The organism is Bacillus sp. 1021 (assembly GCF_014534735.1).
Lineage (GTDB): Bacteria > Bacillota > Bacilli > Bacillales > Bacillaceae > Bacillus > Bacillus siamensis.
In genome coordinates this window covers 97,715-115,130 of sequence record NZ_JACVSR010000005.1, presented here as the reverse complement: position 1 = coordinate 115,130, position 17,416 = coordinate 97,715, and the positions used below count along the sequence as shown (strand labels likewise).

At 42.1% G+C, this 17,416-nt stretch carries 13 protein-coding genes, 1 pseudogene and 1 riboswitch; of the genes and pseudogenes, 13 read left to right on the top strand and 1 reads right to left on the bottom strand.

The window, feature by feature from the left end:
• Positions 1–26: 26 nt before the first annotated feature.
• From ICW23_RS17100 to guaA, 8 genes and pseudogenes are all read left to right on the top strand, one after another.
• On the top strand, positions 27–1,052 hold the full coding sequence (locus ICW23_RS17100) for a TauD/TfdA family dioxygenase (protein ID WP_049628012.1): 1,026 nt from the start codon (positions 27–29) through the stop codon (positions 1,050–1,052).
• Positions 1,053–1,187: 135 nt separating this feature from the next.
• On the top strand, positions 1,188–1,907 hold the full coding sequence (locus tag ICW23_RS17095; protein ID WP_016937033.1) for an aspartate/glutamate racemase family protein: 720 nt from the start codon (positions 1,188–1,190) through the stop codon (positions 1,905–1,907).
• The gene (locus tag ICW23_RS17090; protein WP_095241944.1) at positions 1,900–3,384 is read left to right on the top strand and encodes an ABC transporter substrate-binding protein; all 1,485 of its coding nucleotides are present in this window, start codon (positions 1,900–1,902) and stop codon (positions 3,382–3,384) included. The genes ICW23_RS17095 and ICW23_RS17090 overlap by 8 nt, the downstream gene beginning before the upstream one ends.
• A gap of 28 nt (positions 3,385–3,412) precedes the next feature.
• Positions 3,413–3,745, top strand: a pseudogene (locus ICW23_RS17085) (cation transporter dimerization domain-containing protein); the annotation flags it as partial.
• Positions 3,746–3,883: 138 nt separating this feature from the next.
• A complete protein-coding gene (locus ICW23_RS17080; protein ID WP_188154843.1) occupies positions 3,884–4,846 on the top strand; it encodes an AAA family ATPase in 963 nt (320 codons plus the stop codon).
• Positions 4,846–6,030 carry a DUF58 domain-containing protein gene (locus ICW23_RS17075; RefSeq protein ID WP_049628016.1) on the top strand — a complete coding sequence of 395 codons (1,185 nt, stop codon included), beginning with the start codon at positions 4,846–4,848 and terminating at the stop codon, positions 6,028–6,030. The genes ICW23_RS17080 and ICW23_RS17075 overlap by 1 nt, the downstream gene beginning before the upstream one ends.
• 18 nt (positions 6,031–6,048) lie before the next feature.
• Entirely contained in the window at positions 6,049–8,256 is a 2,208-nt protein-coding gene (locus ICW23_RS17070; RefSeq protein WP_188154842.1) for a DUF4129 domain-containing transglutaminase family protein, read from the top strand.
• 163 nt (positions 8,257–8,419) lie between these two features.
• The gene (guaA, locus tag ICW23_RS17065; RefSeq protein ID WP_007408887.1) at positions 8,420–9,961 is read left to right on the top strand and encodes a glutamine-hydrolyzing GMP synthase; all 1,542 of its coding nucleotides are present in this window, start codon (positions 8,420–8,422) and stop codon (positions 9,959–9,961) included.
• Between the two features lie 65 nt (positions 9,962–10,026).
• Here guaA and ICW23_RS17060 read toward each other — a convergent pair whose 3' ends face one another.
• Positions 10,027–11,943 carry a hypothetical protein gene (locus ICW23_RS17060; protein ID WP_188154841.1) on the bottom strand — a complete coding sequence of 639 codons (1,917 nt, stop codon included), beginning with the start codon at positions 11,941–11,943 and terminating at the stop codon, positions 10,027–10,029.
• 489 nt (positions 11,944–12,432) lie between these two features.
• On the opposite strand from ICW23_RS17060, the gene ICW23_RS17055 reads away from it, so the two are divergent.
• The 5 genes from ICW23_RS17055 to ICW23_RS17035 all read left to right on the top strand — a co-directional run bounded on the left by ICW23_RS17055 (position 12,433) and on the right by ICW23_RS17035 (position 17,360).
• Positions 12,433–12,966: a sigma-70 family RNA polymerase sigma factor gene (locus ICW23_RS17055; protein ID WP_016937023.1), complete on the top strand. Its 534-nt coding sequence runs from the start codon at positions 12,433–12,435 to the stop codon at positions 12,964–12,966.
• Positions 12,948–14,390: a DUF4179 domain-containing protein gene (locus ICW23_RS17050; RefSeq protein WP_188154840.1), complete on the top strand. Its 1,443-nt coding sequence runs from the start codon at positions 12,948–12,950 to the stop codon at positions 14,388–14,390. Before ICW23_RS17055 ends, ICW23_RS17050 begins: the two co-directional genes overlap by 19 nt.
• Before the next feature lie 123 nt (positions 14,391–14,513).
• Positions 14,514–14,615, top strand: a riboswitch (purine riboswitch).
• Between the two features lie 131 nt (positions 14,616–14,746).
• Positions 14,747–16,069 carry an NCS2 family permease gene (locus ICW23_RS17045; protein WP_003155780.1) on the top strand — a complete coding sequence of 441 codons (1,323 nt, stop codon included), beginning with the start codon at positions 14,747–14,749 and terminating at the stop codon, positions 16,067–16,069.
• A gap of 197 nt (positions 16,070–16,266) precedes the next feature.
• Positions 16,267–17,049 (top strand): hypothetical protein, encoded by a 783-nt coding sequence (locus ICW23_RS17040; protein WP_045926631.1) that lies wholly within the window; start codon positions 16,267–16,269, stop codon positions 17,047–17,049.
• Between the two features lie 137 nt (positions 17,050–17,186).
• Positions 17,187–17,360, top strand: coding sequence for a Fur-regulated basic protein FbpA (locus ICW23_RS17035; protein WP_188154839.1), 174 nt, complete (start codon positions 17,187–17,189; stop codon positions 17,358–17,360).
• Positions 17,361–17,416 lie beyond the last annotated feature (56 nt).

The following is a 17,416-nucleotide window of genomic DNA, read 5'->3' as shown; positions in this document are numbered from 1 at the left end:
TTGAGTTTTGGAAGGGGAAGATTAAATTGTCAACCTTGCTTACCGAAGGAAAAAGTTCGTCTCTAGGTATGAGTGAAGGTGTAGTTTTAGAAATATCACAGGCTGAAAAAGAACTAATTGAGAACTTAATAAAGGATATTAACTTCAATCCAAATGCTATTAATAATTCTGACCTAAATAGATTACAATTTGTTTCGCATAATCTTCCAGACAGAGTAAAGAGTGCTCTAATTAATTTTAAGCGAAATTCTAACAGAGAAGGAACGATTTTATTTAAAAACTTGCCTACAGACGATATTTTACCTCAGACTCCTGATGATGGCAATCCTTCTTTGGATAAGATCTCCTTTGTTAGTGAATTATGTCTAGTGCTATTCATGCTGTATATGGGTGAGCCGATTGGGTATGCCGATGAAAAAAATGGACAGCTCATTCATGATATTTGTCCGATTAAGGGGAAAGAAAGCGGTTTGGAAAACTCTGGATCGAAAGTCTTTTTTACTTATCATACTGAAGACGCTATACATCCATACAGACCTGATCACCTTGCTTTATATTGCTTACGATCAGACCATAAAAACGAAGCACAAACAGAAACTGCTTCTATAGTTAATGCTTTAGAATTACTGCCAAGTTCAGTAGTATTAACATTAAGGGAGCCTCTGTATAAATTAAGCCCGCCTGCTTCATTTAATTCGGATGACTTATCAAAGATCATACCCGTGCTTTCAGGCAGCATTCAAGCACCAGAAATGGTTATACATTGTTCCTTAATGGAAGGAATAACTGAAGAAGCAAAATGGGCATTGGAATTATTAAAAGAAGCATTAAGTAAGGTTTCTATAAAAGTACCTCTCTGTCCTGGGGACCTTATTATTATCGACAACAGATTAGCAGCGCACGCTCGCTCATCCTTTACCCCACAATACGATGGGAATGATCGTTGGCTTCAAAGAATGTTTACAGTGAATGATCTAGGCCGATCTAGTTTTAGCAGAAGCCCTGGCAGTCATGTTTGCATACCTCTAAAATATGAACTTAAACTAAAGTAAATGATAGTCGTTTTATGCAGTTAGCTTAATATAAATTTCTTAAATCATACACTTAGAATAAATTTTATCGTTTAACTAAGTGTATGGTTTATTTTAATTGTTAACCTCTAAGATATTAACAAGGAGAGAACCAGAATGAATAATAGTGAGGTTTATAAAATTGGAATTCTTGCAGGGATGGGACCAAGATCAACAGGTCCATTTTTAGAATCTGTTCTGGACTGCTGTGAAAATTTATATGGAGCAAAGTTCGATGATGATTTTCCCCACATGATAATATATTCGCTGCCAACACCTTTTCATCCTAAAAAAGCGATTGATGACAGCGAGATGTTAAAGGCATTAAAAGTCGGAATTGACTCACTAAACAATTCTAATTGTTCGATTATAGCAATACCTTGTAACGTGGTTCATTCATATTATAAAGAATTGTGCCAAATGACACATATACCTATATTAAATATAATTGATGAAACAGTAAACGAATTAGAAAATGAAGGAAGTGCAGTCGGCTTACTTGCTACAAGAGGGACTGTGGAAAGCAATTTATATCAAGAAAAACTAAAGTTAAAAGGTAAAAATGTATTTTGGAACGATGAGTATCAAAAAAGAGTTGATGAATTAATTTTAAAAACTAAAACATTAGGAGTTTGTTCAAAAGTAACGGATGAATGGAAAACGATAGAAGATATTCTTTTAACAGAAGGGATAAATGAAGTAGTTTGTGCTTGTACTGATTTATTTTTTTGTACGAATCATACTAAACTCAAGATATATGATTCTTCTCAGATACTAGCGAGAAGACTAGTAGAAAGATATATAAAAGAGGGCTTGGAGAGTGGGAAGAATGAATAGTACCTTGAAAGTGGGGGTTTCGGCTATTTCTAAAAATATCTCTCCTTTTAATATTTATTCATGTGATTATGAAATATGCAGAGCTCTTTTTCCTCCATTATTTAAGATGTCCAAAGAAGGGCATTTATTGCCTAACATTATTGAACAATGGGAAATTAATGATTGTGATAATGAATACCTCCTTGTACTTAGAAAAGATATTTACTTTCACAATGGCAGAAAGGCTTTAGCGCGAGATATTGAGTTTTCTTTATGCAGAGGAATGATGAAGGGGGCAAGATCCACCTTTTCAGAATTACTATCCGATATAGAAGGTTATGAAGAGGTTAGTCAGACAAATAGATATGTTCCGAATATGTGTTCCGGCATAGAGGTTTTTGATGATTACAGACTAAAAATAAAATTGAAACATCTAAATTTGCTTTTTTTAAAATACTTTACTCGAAGTGCCTTAAGTATTGTTCCGCGAGAAGAGTTTTTAGAAAATGATCTCTGGGTGTGGAAAGACAGCCCTATAGGAGTAGGAGCTTACTGCTATGAAAGCCTAAGTGAAGACTCTAAGGTTTTGACTTTAAAAAAGAATGAGGATTACTTTGAGGAAAGAATCGATTCTTTTGACAAATTACAGTTTGTGGTATATACAGACGTAAGTCAAGTTGATTTATTATCCGAAGCAGAAAACCAAACAGAAAACGAGTTTGAAATTTTGAAAAGCCCTATAAGCGTCACAATAGCTCTAGAATATTTTGTGTTACATGATGAAGATAAAATGTGGAAGGAATTAAGATGTTTAATTAACTTAGCAATAAACAAAGAAGATCTATTATCCAGCATACCGAAATCAGAGAGATCAATATATTCGCCTGCTCATAGTTTTTTACCTGAAACTATATTAGATATGCCTGATAATGAGGAAGAATTAACAAATTTTAATTTTCAAGCTGCTAAGGAAAATTATCTTTTGAAATGGGGGTATATTCCTCAATTAAGTATCATTGTTTACAATAACTATAGTGAACATTCTCATCTGCGTGAAATGCAGAACAAGCTATATCAATTATTGAGTGCCAAAGGCTTCGACGTAGTTAAAACAGAACTTTCTTCCTTAAATGAAAGCCTTTTAGATACTCAGCAGCATATATTAGTCAGTTCCTCAAGTTTTAACTATAATGATCCGGAAGATTTATCTTTATTTTTCAGCAGTGATAAAGAAATCTATCGTGCGAATACTGAAACTCTTATTCATATTAGAGGTCTCCTCAAAGATGCGAAAAAAGAAATTAATATTAATAAGAGAAATAACATGTATAGAAAAGTAGAAGAATTAGTTATAGAAAACAGCTTAGTGTTTCCTATAGCTTTAACCTATGAATCTTATCTATTTCGTAAATCCAAAATGGATGGAAAAAGTTTTTTTGATCAATTTTATCAGCCTGCATATGAATACATAAAACCATTAACATTGGAAACGATGTAATCCTAAGGTGAACTTAACCAGTGAGTTGCAAATTCACCTTGCTTGGATTGATACAGTCACGGTGTGTGATCGGTCTCCTTATTTTGAAAAGAATCCTCCCACTCTTTGACAGATGGCTTCGATGTAACGGACATTTCAGCTTATAAACAGACGATCGAAACATCTTGGCGTCAGCCGTTTAAAAGATATTAAAGCGGGATATCTTGGCAGCTGCGTTTATATTGATGTCGTCATTGAAGTGCCGTCTGATCTGAATATTAAAGAGAGCCATGATATCGCAAATGAGGTAGAACGCAGGATGAAAGAGGAACACGCCATCAACCATTCACACGTTCATATGGAGCCTCTTCAGCTGAAATAAAGCTTCCTTTCTAAAGGGAGCTTTTTTGTCTTTTCGGACTGAACACAATTCGCTGAAACGTTTTTTTATACTAATTATATTTTGTGGTAAAGTTAGGTTACAATAATTGAAATTTGAGAGATGACTAGGAGGAGAAGAATGGCTTATAAAGAAGAGCTGCATCCGCTGCTGGAGAAAGCCGTTGAGCATATTGAAAACATCATCATAGGAAAACGGGACATCGCCATACTCAGCCTGGCCGCCATTCTCGCAAAAGGGCATGTACTGCTGGAAGACGTGCCGGGAGTCGGAAAAACGATGATGGTCCGCGCTTTGGCCAAGCTGATCGGAGCTGACTTTAAGAGGATTCAATTCACGCCGGATCTTCTGCCGTCAGATGTGACGGGTGTCTCTATTTATAATACGAAAACGATGGAATTTGAGTACCGCCCCGGACCGATTATGGGGAACATCGTGCTGGCCGATGAAATTAACAGAACCTCGCCGAAAACGCAGTCTTCTTTGCTTGAGGCGATGGAAGAGGGAAATGTCACGATTGACGGAAAGACAATGCGGCTGGCCGAGCCGTTTTTCGTCATGGCGACACAAAACCCGGTTGAATATGAAGGAACGTATCCGCTTCCTGAAGCGCAGCTTGACCGGTTTTTATTTAAGCTGCGCATGGGCTATCCGACTGCCGAGGAGGAGCTTCGGGTTCTGTCTTTGCAGGAAGGGCGCAATCCGCTCGAAACAATCGAGCCCGTCATTTCTAAAGAACAGTTCATCACCCTCCAGCAACAACTGGAGCAGGTGCGGGTAGATGATGGAATTAAAGCGTATATCGTCGGCATCACTCAGCATACCCGCCGGCATCCGTCCGTACATTTGGGCGTAAGTCCGCGCGGTTCGATCTCATTAATGAAAGCCGCGCAGGCGTACGCGCTGCTTCATGACCGCGATTACGTCATTCCTGATGACGTCCAGTATTTGGCTCCGTATACGCTGCCGCACAGAATGATCTTGACTGCCGATGCGAAATTTAATGATGTCACACCGGAAGCGGTTATCGAAGACATCATGCAAACGGAAAAAGTTCCGGTTCAAAGGATGTCGGTCCGCTAATGAGAAAGAAAGTGCATTGGCTGTTATACGGCTGGAAGCTGCTTATTTTGGCCGTGCTGACGGCGGCGGTCTTTTCTTATGCCATGTTTCAGGGCGGATTTGTGAGCTGGTTTTTATTTTATGCGTTTTTGCCGTTTATCGTTTACGCCGGGCTGGTCGCCGTGTATCCGCTGCGGGCGTTTCAGGCGGCGCGTGAGATTTCTTCCGCCCGGTTAACTTCTGGTGACAGACTGTCTGTCACCATCAGGCTGACGAGGCGCCTGCCGTTCCCGCTGACATATATGGTCATTGAAGACGTGATGCCGGAAACGCTTGGCGAGAGGCGCAGTGCGAAACAGCTCGTGTTTCCGTGGTTTCAAAAGAAGCTGACGTTACAATATGAGCTGCCGCAGGCGCCGCGCGGGGAGCATCATTTCCATACGATAAGAGTGCGGACGGGAGATGTTCTCGGGCTCTTGGACAAGACGGCTTCATTTTCCGTAACGGATACGGTCTTAGTATTCCCGGCGTACGGGTCTGTTCATGATAAGCAGCAGGCTGTATCAGGCGAAGAGGGTGCGGGTGCCGGCACGCCGTTTCAGGTTCACCGCTCCGCAATAGCCGCGGGCGTCAGAAATTATCAGCCGGGCGACCGGTTTTCCGCTCTCGACTGGAAAACGTCCGCGCGGCGCAATGAACTGATGACGAAGGAATTTGACCCGCTGCAGAGCACGGATATGATTTTCCTTTTGGACTGCAGGCCGTCTCCTTCATTTGAAGCCGCGGTGTCAGCCTCAGCATCCCTGCTTTACACGGCGCTTGTGAAGGGCTCTCCCGCAGGATTTATTTCATTAGGGAGCGACCGGACTGTTTTTCCCGTCCGGGAGGGAGAAGAGCATTTCAGAAATGTGCTGCGTTACCTGGCATCAGCTTCTGAATCGGAAGAAGCTGGTGCAGGGGGTCGCTTAGGAAAAGAGCTGGCGGTTCCGCGCGTCCGCAAAGCTTTTATTGCCGTCGTGACGGGCAGTCTTACAGAAGATCTCCTCAAACAGGCTGAGTCCGTCCGCACTGACATGACGGTGTTTTTGGCGAAAGAAACGAATGCCGTGCTTTCGGAAAAAGAACGGAATCTCGCTCTCATCTTCGCTCAAAAGAATATCAAGGTGCAAATGATCAGGGACAAACGGGTGTCCCATGTTGTTTAGAAAGAGAGGTGGCGCGCCATGCCGCATGACGAGAACCAGGGAAGCAGGCTGAGTCTGCTGCTGTTTTATTTTCTCGCTTTTTTATTGTTGTGGGAATGGCTCAGGCCGCTGCACAATTTTACGGATACAAAGCATACCGGTTTTTTCATCGTCTTTATCGGTTTGGCATTTCTGCTGTCATTCTTCCGGATGAGGTGGTACGTCACCGTGCCGTCCTGCATTCTGTTTACGTTGATCAGTATTCACATGCTGTTTTATAAAGGATCGGTTTTTCAGCCGGAATGGCTTGCTTCTTTTTTGCGGGACGTGATGCTGAATGTCCGGCACATCGGAACCGGAAGATGGAATGATATGAACCCGTCATTCCGCACACTGCTGTTTTTTGTGCTTTTATGGCTGCTTGTGTATTTGCTGCATTATTGGGTGATCTATCAGCGGAAAATCTTATTCTTTTTTATCATGACGGTGGCGTATATTACCGTACTTGATACATTTACTCCTTATGATGCCGCATACGCCGTCATCCGGATCGTCTTTATCGGCTTTTTGATGATGGGGCTTTTGTATATGGAGCGCATCCGCCTGACAGAACACATAGCATTTAAAAAAAGATTGATTTTCAAATGGTTTCTGCCGCTGGCGCTGTTTATCTGCGCTTCCGTCGTGTTCGGTCTGGCGGCTCCGAAATCAGATCCGAATTGGCCGGACCCCGTGCCGTTTCTGAAAAAAATAACACATCACAAAGAAGTGCCCGCCGCTGAAAGCAAAATCGGCTACGGCAATCATGATGAAACATTGGGCGGCCCTTTTCAGCAGGACGATACGCCGGTTTTTACATGGAAGGGAAAAGAGCGGTCGTACTTCCGGGTGGAAACGAAAGATACATATACGGGAAAAGGCTGGGTGGAGACCGACCAGGGCATGTCCTATAAACTGAACGGCGGCAATGTGGAAGACATATGGTTTGACCGGAGTGTGCAGACGAGACGCTATACGGCACAGGTGTCCATTGATGAAAGTTATCTTTATAATCACGTCATGTATCCGATCGGCCTCTCCAATATTAAACCGAAGCACTCGATTCAGCTTGAAATGAACGGAAACACCGAGCAAATCACGCCGATCAGTGAACAAGTGGGCAACATCCGCAATATGGGACGGTACACGGTGACTTTTCACGCGCCCGTCTTTAAGCTGAATGATCTCAGAAAAGTGAAAGTGAAACGCTACCGTGAGCAGAACCAATTCAATGATCGGTATTTACAGCTTCCGGACAGCGTTCCGGAAAGAGTGAGACAGCTTGCGGACAGGCTGACGCGGGATCATCATAATATGTTTGACAAAGCGAAGGCCGTCGAGGACTATCTGGGATCTTCCGCATTTTCGTATGATACGCAGGATGTCGCCATTCCGGAGCACAATCAGGATTATGTGGATCAATTTCTGTTTGAAACGAAAAGAGGTTATTGTGATAACTTTTCATCGGCTATGGCCGTGCTGCTCCGATCTGCGGGTATTCCCGCCCGCTGGGTGAAGGGTTATACATCCGGCGAGTATAAAGGCGCAGGCGACCATAACGGCCAGATTTATGAAGTCACAAACAACAACGCCCATTCGTGGGTTGAAGTGTATTTTCCCGATCAGGGCTGGGTGACGTTTGAGCCGACGAAAGGCTTCACCAATCCGACGGAGTTTACGTCAGAGCAGAATCAAGCAGCGGGAAAAGACAGCGGGGGCTCAGCGGGGAATTCGGATACACCGTCTGACAAGCAGCGTCAGGAAACAAAGCCTGAAAAAGAAGAAGCACCGAAAAAGCGGGAGCACAGTGCGGCACCGCATCCTGTGATCCGCAACAAAACCGCGGCACAGCTGTGGCCGTATGCAGCCGTCATCATCGTGATTTCAGCCGCGGCGGTGCTCGCCTGGCTGCTCCGCGCGCGCTGGATTCCGTACGCTGCAGCAGCCAGACTGAAGCGGCGCACGGATGAAGACGTCTTTTTCGACGCATATGCCGCGCTGCTCCGCCAGCTGAAACGAAAAGGATTCAGCAGAGGAGACGGAGAAACGCTGCGCGATTTTGCCGCGAGGATTGACGAGGCATACGATACAAACGACATGTCCGAGCTGACGCTGCGCTATGAGCGGGCCTTATACCGCAGGGATAATGCCGCGGAGCTTTGGAATGAATCAGGACAGTTGTGGGAAAATATAATTAAAACAAGATAGTCTTGACCGCATATCGTCCTGTTGTTAGAATAAATGAATGTTAAATGGGAGCCCGGGAGCGTTAAAAAGCCGGGCTTCCGGACAAGTCTTGCGCGACAGAGGGCTGAACGTTTGTCCTCCGTTTTTTCTGTGTCAAAAACTTAGAGGAGATTAGGTGACAACCATGACGAAGTTAGTGAATGAAATGATTCTTGTTCTTGATTTCGGCAGTCAGTATAACCAGCTGATTACCCGCCGGATCCGTGAATTTGGCGTATATAGCGAGCTGCATCCCCATACGTTGACAGCTGAGGAAATCAAAGAAATGAATCCAAAAGGAATTATCCTTTCAGGCGGACCGAACAGTGTATATGATGAAGGATCTTTCCGCTGTGACGAAAAAATCTTTGAACTCGATATTCCTGTATTAGGCATCTGCTACGGCATGCAGCTGATGACTCATTATCTCGGAGGAAAAGTCGAGGCGGCAAGCCAGCGCGAATACGGAAAAGCGAACATTCAGATTCAAGGAACTCCTGACTTGTTCAAAGATCTTCCGGAAGAACAGGTTGTGTGGATGAGCCACGGCGATTTGGTTGTAGAAGTTCCTGAAGGCTTCACTGTTGACGCAACAAGCCATCACTGTCCGAATTCAGCGATGAGCAAAGCGGACAAGAATTGGTACGGCGTTCAGTTCCACCCGGAAGTGCGCCACTCTGAATACGGCAATGATCTTCTGAAAAACTTTGTATTCGGCGTTTGCGATTGTGAAGGCAAATGGTCAATGGAAAACTTTATCGAAATCGAAATGCAAAAAATCCGCGAAACAGTCGGTGACAAGCAGGTTCTTTGCGCGCTAAGCGGCGGTGTTGATTCCTCTGTTGTGGCTGCTTTGATTCATAAAGCGATCGGCGACCAGCTGACTTGTATTTTCGTCGATCACGGCCTGCTTCGTAAAGGCGAAGCGGAAGGCGTCATGAAAACGTTCAGCGAAGGCTTTAATATGAATGTCATTAAAGTTGATGCGAAAGACAGATTCTTAAACAAGCTGAAAGGTGTTTCTGATCCTGAGCAAAAACGCAAAATTATCGGCAACGAATTCATTTACGTGTTTGATGATGAAGCGGACAAGCTTAAAGGCATCGATTACCTTGCGCAAGGAACGCTTTACACGGATATTATCGAGAGCGGTACTGCAACGGCGCAAACGATCAAATCTCACCACAATGTCGGCGGACTTCCTGAAGATATGCAGTTTGAACTGATCGAGCCGTTAAACACGCTCTTCAAAGATGAAGTGCGCGCGCTTGGCACAGAGCTCGGCCTTCCGGATGATATCGTATGGCGTCAGCCGTTCCCTGGCCCTGGTCTTGGCATCCGCGTACTTGGCGAAGTAACGGAAGAAAAACTTGAAATCGTTCGTGAATCAGACGCGATTCTGCGTGAAGAAGTGGCAAACCACGGCCTAGAGCGCGACATCTGGCAGTACTTCACGGTTCTTCCTGACATCCGCAGCGTCGGCGTCATGGGAGATGCGAGAACGTATGATTACACAATCGGTATCCGTGCCGTGACATCAATCGACGGCATGACATCTGACTGGGCGCGTATCCCTTGGGATGTGCTTGAAGTGATTTCAACACGGATCGTCAACGAAGTGAAACACATCAACCGCGTCGTGTATGACATTACGAGCAAGCCGCCTGCAACGATTGAGTGGGAATAGTCAAAAGAAGCTTAGAATCCTTGGTTTATAAGGGTTCTAAGCTCTTGTTTTTTCAAAAAATAAATTTATTCTTCTAAACCAATTTTATAAAAGTCTCCACTTGAAAGCTTCTTTTCCAATAAAACACCTTCATATTGTTCTTTGATAAAATAGTTCTGAAGATCAAATTCATCTTCAAGATATACGTCTATAATTCTCTGGAATAATGACTCTGCATAACTCTCTGCAAAATTTACTAAGTAAGGTATAAGGTTTTTTGCTACATAACCATTATGAACAATTTGATTTCTAGACTTATATATATAATCAATTGTTAACTTAACTTCATCTTTTTTGTTTCGGAGCATCTGTAAAGCCTTTTTATTATTTTGATAAAAATCAAGAGTATCTTCAATACTATCTAAAAAGCTTTCTTTTGTGGTATAAGACAATAAATCCTTCATCCGTTTGTGAAATTTAACCAGTGAAACTACTGAGTCCTCAGACCGCGCTTGGTAAATGCCAACATCATGGGCAAATTCCTCCGGTATATTGATGGAATCATCATTTCTAAATGAGTGTTCAGTATACTTTACAGTTAATAAAAAGAGATTATGAATTGGTCTAAATTGTTCCCAAAGAAAATACATATTTGATATTGCTTCTTTAATAAAAGTAAATTTAGATTCATTATATGCCTTTGAAATGTTTGCTAAACTTTCAATGCAAATCCAATAATTCAACAGCTTATTGTTCTCGGTTTCCCAAATAGAATTAGACATCAATTCAATTACATTAATAATAGAATTTAATTCAATGAACATATTCCTTTTTTCAAGGGCATCAATTACCTTAGAATAATCTTTCATTTGTTTAAACTTTTCATTACTAAAATAAACTGGATTATCTTTGCTGAGTTTTCTTCTAAAAACTCTGTCATCTCTACCTAAGCTAAATGCAGTACCAAAACTAGATTCGCTATCAAGATTTTTTCCTATATACTGTCCATCCCAAAAAAACTCTTTAAACTTGCTAGCAAACTTCAAATTTGCTAACCTTAAAAAAATTAAATACTTTTCTTCTGCAATTTTTTTCGCCACATTATTAGAAATAGCCTGTACTTTAACTAGTACATTACATCTACTATCAAATTTATATGTATCTTCAACAACTTCTTCTTGTTTTTTTGTGTTAAACGTTTCGTCAAACAATTCGGCATCTGGAGTTTTTTTTTCTCGGACTGGATCATATACATAAAAACCAAATATTGTATCGTTTTCATCTTTAAGAGGAGGTGCAATCATTCCCCATACAGGAAATATAAAAAGATAGTCACTTTTCTTTGCTATTAAATTTTTTCTAAATATCTCTAATCTATCTTTTACACTTAAATTATCAATATATACTTTGGCTTGTTCAGGAGACAAGCCAGCAGGAGTATATTTGAAAAGAATAAAGATATCTTCTCCATGTACATTATATGTTTGGAATACGTCACTGAGTAAGTTTTCGATATCCTTCACACTTTTCCCTGAAGTTACTAAGTCTATAATGATATCCTTAGTTAAATTTTTAATTTTAGTTCTATCTTTTTTTAAGAATAATTTCTTTTCGATAATTTCTAATAATTCGTCAAATAATATTTGTGCAAAATTTGCTTTAGAAATTTTTTTAGAAAGTTCCTTAGCAATAACATAAACTGCCTGACTATCTTTCCTTTCCAATTTCCCTTTTAAAATGAGTAATTCATCTCTATATAATTTCATATGTCTTTCACTAATAAGATTTTCGATTAATTTTATATAAACTTTACGATTGTTGTCACTCTCAAATTTATTTAGTTCATATTCATTAATCACATCCAATAACACAAGACGAATATTAACTATATCAATTCCTATTGTCCCATTTTTCACTTGTGATATTAAAGATTTCCATTCTTCATACCAATACTCCAATGCTTTACTATATAGCGAATCTCTATTAAATTGATCTAATTGCAAAAAAACACCCCACTTTGTCTATAATTTAAAGGTAGATTTCTCTACTTTTAAATTATATCATCAAATTTTTTAAATTTCTTTTAACATTTATGATTAGAAATCAAGTTTCTATGAGACTTAGCATGATCTACGGGAAATCATTTTTAATCGGTCAGAGTCAATTTCAAATGGTTGAATGGAATGATGAGTATCTAAATTATCTTTAGCCTAAAAAAGTAGTCGTTAAGGTTTTTTTCGTTTTGATTACATATTTAAGATTTCCTACAAAGTCCACAAATAAAAAGTATCATTGTAAAAGAGTGCAAACGATTTACAAATAACAGAAATCAAGATATGCTTTAATCAAAGAACTCTTATACTGTTTAGAGAACATTGAGTGGGAATAAATGAAGATAAAAAACGCCTCTTTTTAAAAAAGAGGCGTTTTTTTTCATCTTTTTGAAACCGTTTTGCCCTGATTCATATCTAACAGCATAGGAGGTGGATAAGGTGAAGGAAGAACGATTGATCAAAAAGGCGAAAAAAGGTGATGCCTCAGCCTTTGAAAAACTGATCACAACCCATCAGGATACTTTATATAAAACAGCTTATCTCTATTTGCATCACAAAGAAGATACGCTGGATGCAGTACAGGAAACGGCTTACAAGGCTTTTCTTCATATCGCGCAGCTGAAGGAGCCGAAATATTTTAAAACGTGGCTGATCCGGATTTTGCTTAATACGATTTTTGCAATGAGGAAAAAGAACGGAGACGTCATCCCGTTTGAGCCGCAACATGATACACGCGCGGAGAATAAGAACATTGAAGAATACATAGATCTTCGGAATGCCTTGGAAACGCTTGACGAACATATACAGCTGACCATTCAGCTTTATTATTTTCAAGATTTCTCGATTGCCATGATCGCTGAACAGACCGGTATGGCGGAAGGCACTGTAAAAACGCATCTCCACAGGGCGAGAAAAGCATTGAAGCAGGAGCTGGAAAAGGAGGATAAACAAATATGGAAAAGCATCAAATGAAGCAATTGTATCAGGACATTGACGTGCCGAAAGCTGAATTGAAAAACGTGATACATAGCGCCGCTGTCCGTGCCGGAAAAGAAGGCGCCGTCAGACGGAGATGGGGACGAAAAGTGATAAACGGCCTCGCGGTTGCTGCTGCTTTGTTTATTCTGTATCTGTCCTCAGGCTTGTTCATGCCCTCCGTTAATACGGCTATGGGAAACATCCCTGTTGCCGGGCAGATTTACAGGGTATTTCAGGATAAGGCAGGTTCTGCGCTGTTTAAAAGCAATTTGGTGACAAAACTGAACGAGAAAGCGGAATCGCGCGGAATCACGGTGACAGTAAAAAGTGTATATTATGACAGCGGACAGCTCGTTTATAATTTTATCGTTGACAATTTGAAATCTGATGAGGAGAGTATTCCTTTTCAAGTTGATTATAAAGATACCCGGAATATATTATCTGAGGATTATGACAGTCAGGACATGAAAAAAATGAAAGACGGGCAGTACGGGGGCCAGTTTCGCTTGTTCACGGACGGCTCAAAGCTGAAAGACGGTGATAAGCTTCCGCTTGTCATTACAAAAATCAAGGATATCCCCGGAAACTGGCGCTTTACACTTCCGGTCAAAAAACAAAAGTCCGTTTCTCTTGAAGGAACGAAAGCTGTGAATGTAAATCACGGACTATACCGCTTTTTCGATATCCGAGCGGAAAACGGAACGATGGGATCGGCTCTCCTGTATTCAGTCGACTTTCACGATGTTGCTAAAAATGATGCCATCTCGATTTACGAGGCATCGGATGATGCTGAAAACCATTATGAAATGACGATGTCGAATATTGAACTTGGCAGCAGAAAGAACCTTCCCGGCGGAGGGAAAAGAGTACGCGGCCAAACTCAATTCAGCAAACCGATAGACCCGAAAGCGAAAACACTTTTCATCACGGGTGATGTAAAATCAGAATCAGAGCCTGGAGAAATCGTCCCTCTGAAAACAAAACTGCCCGCCAGCTATGAAACGAAACATCATCATGTCGGTATCACCATCAAAAAGATTAAACAGCAAGGCAGACGGGTAATTGTCGATTATCAATTCAGTGGAATTAATCTAAGCAAGGCGGATGAAGATCAGCTGATGAATACTGGTGAATCAATCGGTCTCGGCAATACGAAAAAAATGAAAACCTGGCCATCGCTTCATGAGTATGAAAAAGGCTATTATCTGAAAGGGAATAAGGCGAAAGTCACGAACCTTAAAACGGGTAAAATGGAATCCGTTTTTGAATTAGATGATTCATCCGATAAAGACTATTCATTGCGCGATTTCTCATTCGAATCATACGCTTTGTATGTCAATCAAACGGCCATGAACATTTTAGCAGGTGACGGCAAGATTACATTCTCGGTGCCGGTGCGGACTGCGGATGGAAAATGATGTCAGGAAGGCGGCTTTTGCCGTCTTCCATTATTGGTCAATTGACGAATAAACTAATTTTTTTAAACAAGATTGTTCGTTTTTTTTATTGAGTTTTCAAAATTGAATTGATACAATAGACTCAGAAATCAAATATTCAGATATCGTATAATGGCGGGGATATGGCCCGCAAGTTTCTACCAAGCTACCGTAAATGGCTTGACTACGGATCAATCTCAATCGTTTGATATAAATAATCCATTCTTATTTATTCAGACTGAACGTATGTAGTCAAGCGTCCCAAATGTATTTGGGGCGTTTTTTATTTGGCGGATAACGGGCAGAATAAATGGGAGAGAATGAAGGAGGCAATTGGCTTGAAGCAATTTTTTCAGTTTGATGAGCTGGGGACAAGCTATCGTAATGAAATCATCGGCGGTTTAACGACCTTTTTGTCAATGGCGTACATTCTGTTCGTCAATCCGCTGACATTGTCTTTAAACGGTGTGAAAGGATTTCCGGAAGCATTAAAAATTGATCAGGGCGCGGTGTTCACCGCTACAGCTCTTGCATCTGCGGCCGGGTGTATTTTAATGGGGCTCATTGCAAAGTATCCGATCGCGATTGCGCCGGGTATGGGATTAAACGCGTTTTTTGCTTTCTCTGTCGTCCTCGGCATGGGGATTTCATGGCAGGCTGCGCTTTCCGGTGTCTTGATTTCCGGAATTATCTTCGTAGCGCTTTCGCTGACGGGATTGCGGGAAAAAATCATTAATGCGATTCCGCCTGAGCTGAAATTGGCGGTCGGCGCGGGTATCGGTTTATTCATTACATTTGTCGGTTTGCAGGGTTCGGGCATTATTGAAGCGAACTCATCGACTTTGGTATCTATCGGCAATATTCACAGCGGGCCTGTGCTGCTGACGGTTTTCGGTGTTATTGTGACGGTCATTCTGATGGTGCTTCGCGTAAACGGCGGCGTATTTATCGGAATGCTTCTGACGGCGGTTGCCGGTATGATCTGCGGGCTGATTCCGGTTCCGACACACATTGTCGGCAGCGTGCCGAGTCTTGCGCCGACTTTCGGACAGGCGTGGATGCACCTTCCGGATATCTTTTCCGTACAAATGCTGATTGTCATTTTAACTTTCCTGTTCGTCGGATTTTTCGATACGGCAGGTACGCTGGTAGCTGTAGCGACACAGGCAGGACTGATGAAGGAAAACAAACTTCCGCGCGCGGGAAGAGCGCTTTTGGCAGATTCAACTTCAATCGTTATCGGAGCCGTGCTTGGTACGTCTACAACGACTTCTTATGTTGAATCAAGCTCAGGCGTTGCGGCGGGAGCGCGCTCCGGGTTCGCTGCTGTTGTCACGGGCATCCTCTTTTTGCTGGCGATGTTTTTCTCGCCGCTTCTGTCAGTTGTCACCACGAATGTGACGGCTCCGGCTTTAATTATCGTCGGCGCGCTGATGGTGGCGCCGCTCGGTAAGATCGCCTGGGATAAATTTGAGGTGGCTGTGCCGGCATTTTTAACGATGATTATGATGCCGCTGACGTACAGCATTGCGACGGGGATTGCGATCGGTTTTATTTTCTACCCGATTACAATGATCTGCAAAGGAAAAGGAAAAAGCGTCCACCCGATTATGTACGGGCTGTTCGTCATCTTTATCCTGTATTTCATCTTCTTGAAATAACGGAAAAACCGGCTGAGGACAGCCGGTTTTTTGTTTTTGTCCTATTTCGTAAAACCAATACATAATATAAAACGTCATGTAGGTGTCCGGGTGAAGAAAACCGCTTGACTGATGAAGGACGCTTCGGTACCTTATATAAGTGTTTTATTTTCTTGTTTAACAAATTCCGCCGTATTTTTTTGATAGGAGTTGCTGACATGACGGAAGAAAGAAAAGAAACGTTGGAAGAAGAAAAACAGCATCAGGGAACTGATGAAGAACCGCTCTCGAGAATGTCCAGAAAAGCGGGACGTTATCAAAAGCAAAAGAAGAAAGAAAAGGAACGGCGCCCGGCTCCGGCTTTTACGGAAAAACTCGCTTCTGTATGGGCCGCGGTCAAACGTTATTGCCGTTTCGCATTGCGCATTTTGACATCACCGGTGAAGGTCGTTGGAGAAGACGGCTTTTCCCGCTTTAAATATGCTCTTATTTCAATGCTTGTATTCAGTATTTTTTTCTCAATCGGAAATTGGTTTCAGCTGAGGGCGAGCCAGCAGAGACCGCTCGGATACGGGGAACGGCATCACACGTTTTTTGACGGCTTTACCGTCGTTCTCGTGTATTCGCTCGTCTTTTTTGCAGCTGCGGCCGGCGCGGTCTGGCTTGTATCACGCTATCTGCTGAAACAGAAAATTACGATGCGGGATGCGGCCGCGGGAGTCGGTTCACTTCTTGTTCCGGCTGTCGTCTGCTCTATCGTGTGGATGATTTTCGCGATATTGAATCTGCCGGTTATCACCGTGGTGTTTACGGCGCTGACCTTATTTCTGGCTGCATCGGCGATGGTGCAGTTTGTGCAGATTCTGTACAAATCGGCTGAGAATCCTGCCGTCGACGTGATGTACTGTATTTCTGCGGCGGTCATCATCATGCTCGTCTTTACGGCTGTGACATGGCCGCTTATTTCAGAGTACTTTACTGCCTCGCTGATCCCTTTATAAGTCGAAATTTGTCTTTCACAATGTTTACAAATATTTCTAATAAAGCGTGTTGTTTTGAAAAGCCGTCCGATATATGATGGGAGCAACAGAAATTGGAAAGCGGCATTAATCTTTATGATTCGGAAAGGATGATGAGGATGGCCCCGTTGTTGCGAGAAGCCATTAATCGGAAAAAACAGCATCTGAGGACCGAGCTGATCCGCTCAGGGTTATACCAAAACCACGTTCAGGAACTGTCCGGATACACGCTGAGCGAGCTTGAAAAGGAATATGAAGCGGTCAAACGATTGAAGAAAGCTGAGCTTCACTGAAAAGAGTTTGAAAGTCTGCCGTGGGGCGGGCTTTTTTTTCTTTTGAAAATGATCAA

What these genes read in the sequence shown, in the direction of transcription:
- ICW23_RS17090 (WP_095241944.1), top strand. Translation starts at nt 1,900, where the DNA reads ATGAATAGTACCTTGAAAGTGGGGGTTTCGGCTATTTCTAAAAATATC.
- ICW23_RS17070 (WP_188154842.1), top strand. Translation starts at nt 6,049, where the DNA reads ATGCCGCATGACGAGAACCAGGGAAGCAGGCTGAGTCTGCTGCTGTTT.
- ICW23_RS17075 (WP_049628016.1), top strand. Translation starts at nt 4,846, where the DNA reads ATGAGAAAGAAAGTGCATTGGCTGTTATACGGCTGGAAGCTGCTTATT.
- ICW23_RS17035 (WP_188154839.1), top strand. Translation starts at nt 17,187, where the DNA reads ATGGCCCCGTTGTTGCGAGAAGCCATTAATCGGAAAAAACAGCATCTG.
- ICW23_RS17040 (WP_045926631.1), top strand. Translation starts at nt 16,267, where the DNA reads ATGACGGAAGAAAGAAAAGAAACGTTGGAAGAAGAAAAACAGCATCAG.
- ICW23_RS17095 (WP_016937033.1), top strand. Translation starts at nt 1,188, where the DNA reads ATGAATAATAGTGAGGTTTATAAAATTGGAATTCTTGCAGGGATGGGA.
- ICW23_RS17050 (WP_188154840.1), top strand. Translation starts at nt 12,948, where the DNA reads ATGGAAAAGCATCAAATGAAGCAATTGTATCAGGACATTGACGTGCCG.
- guaA (WP_007408887.1), top strand. Translation starts at nt 8,420, where the DNA reads ATGACGAAGTTAGTGAATGAAATGATTCTTGTTCTTGATTTCGGCAGT.
- ICW23_RS17080 (WP_188154843.1), top strand. Translation starts at nt 3,884, where the DNA reads ATGGCTTATAAAGAAGAGCTGCATCCGCTGCTGGAGAAAGCCGTTGAG.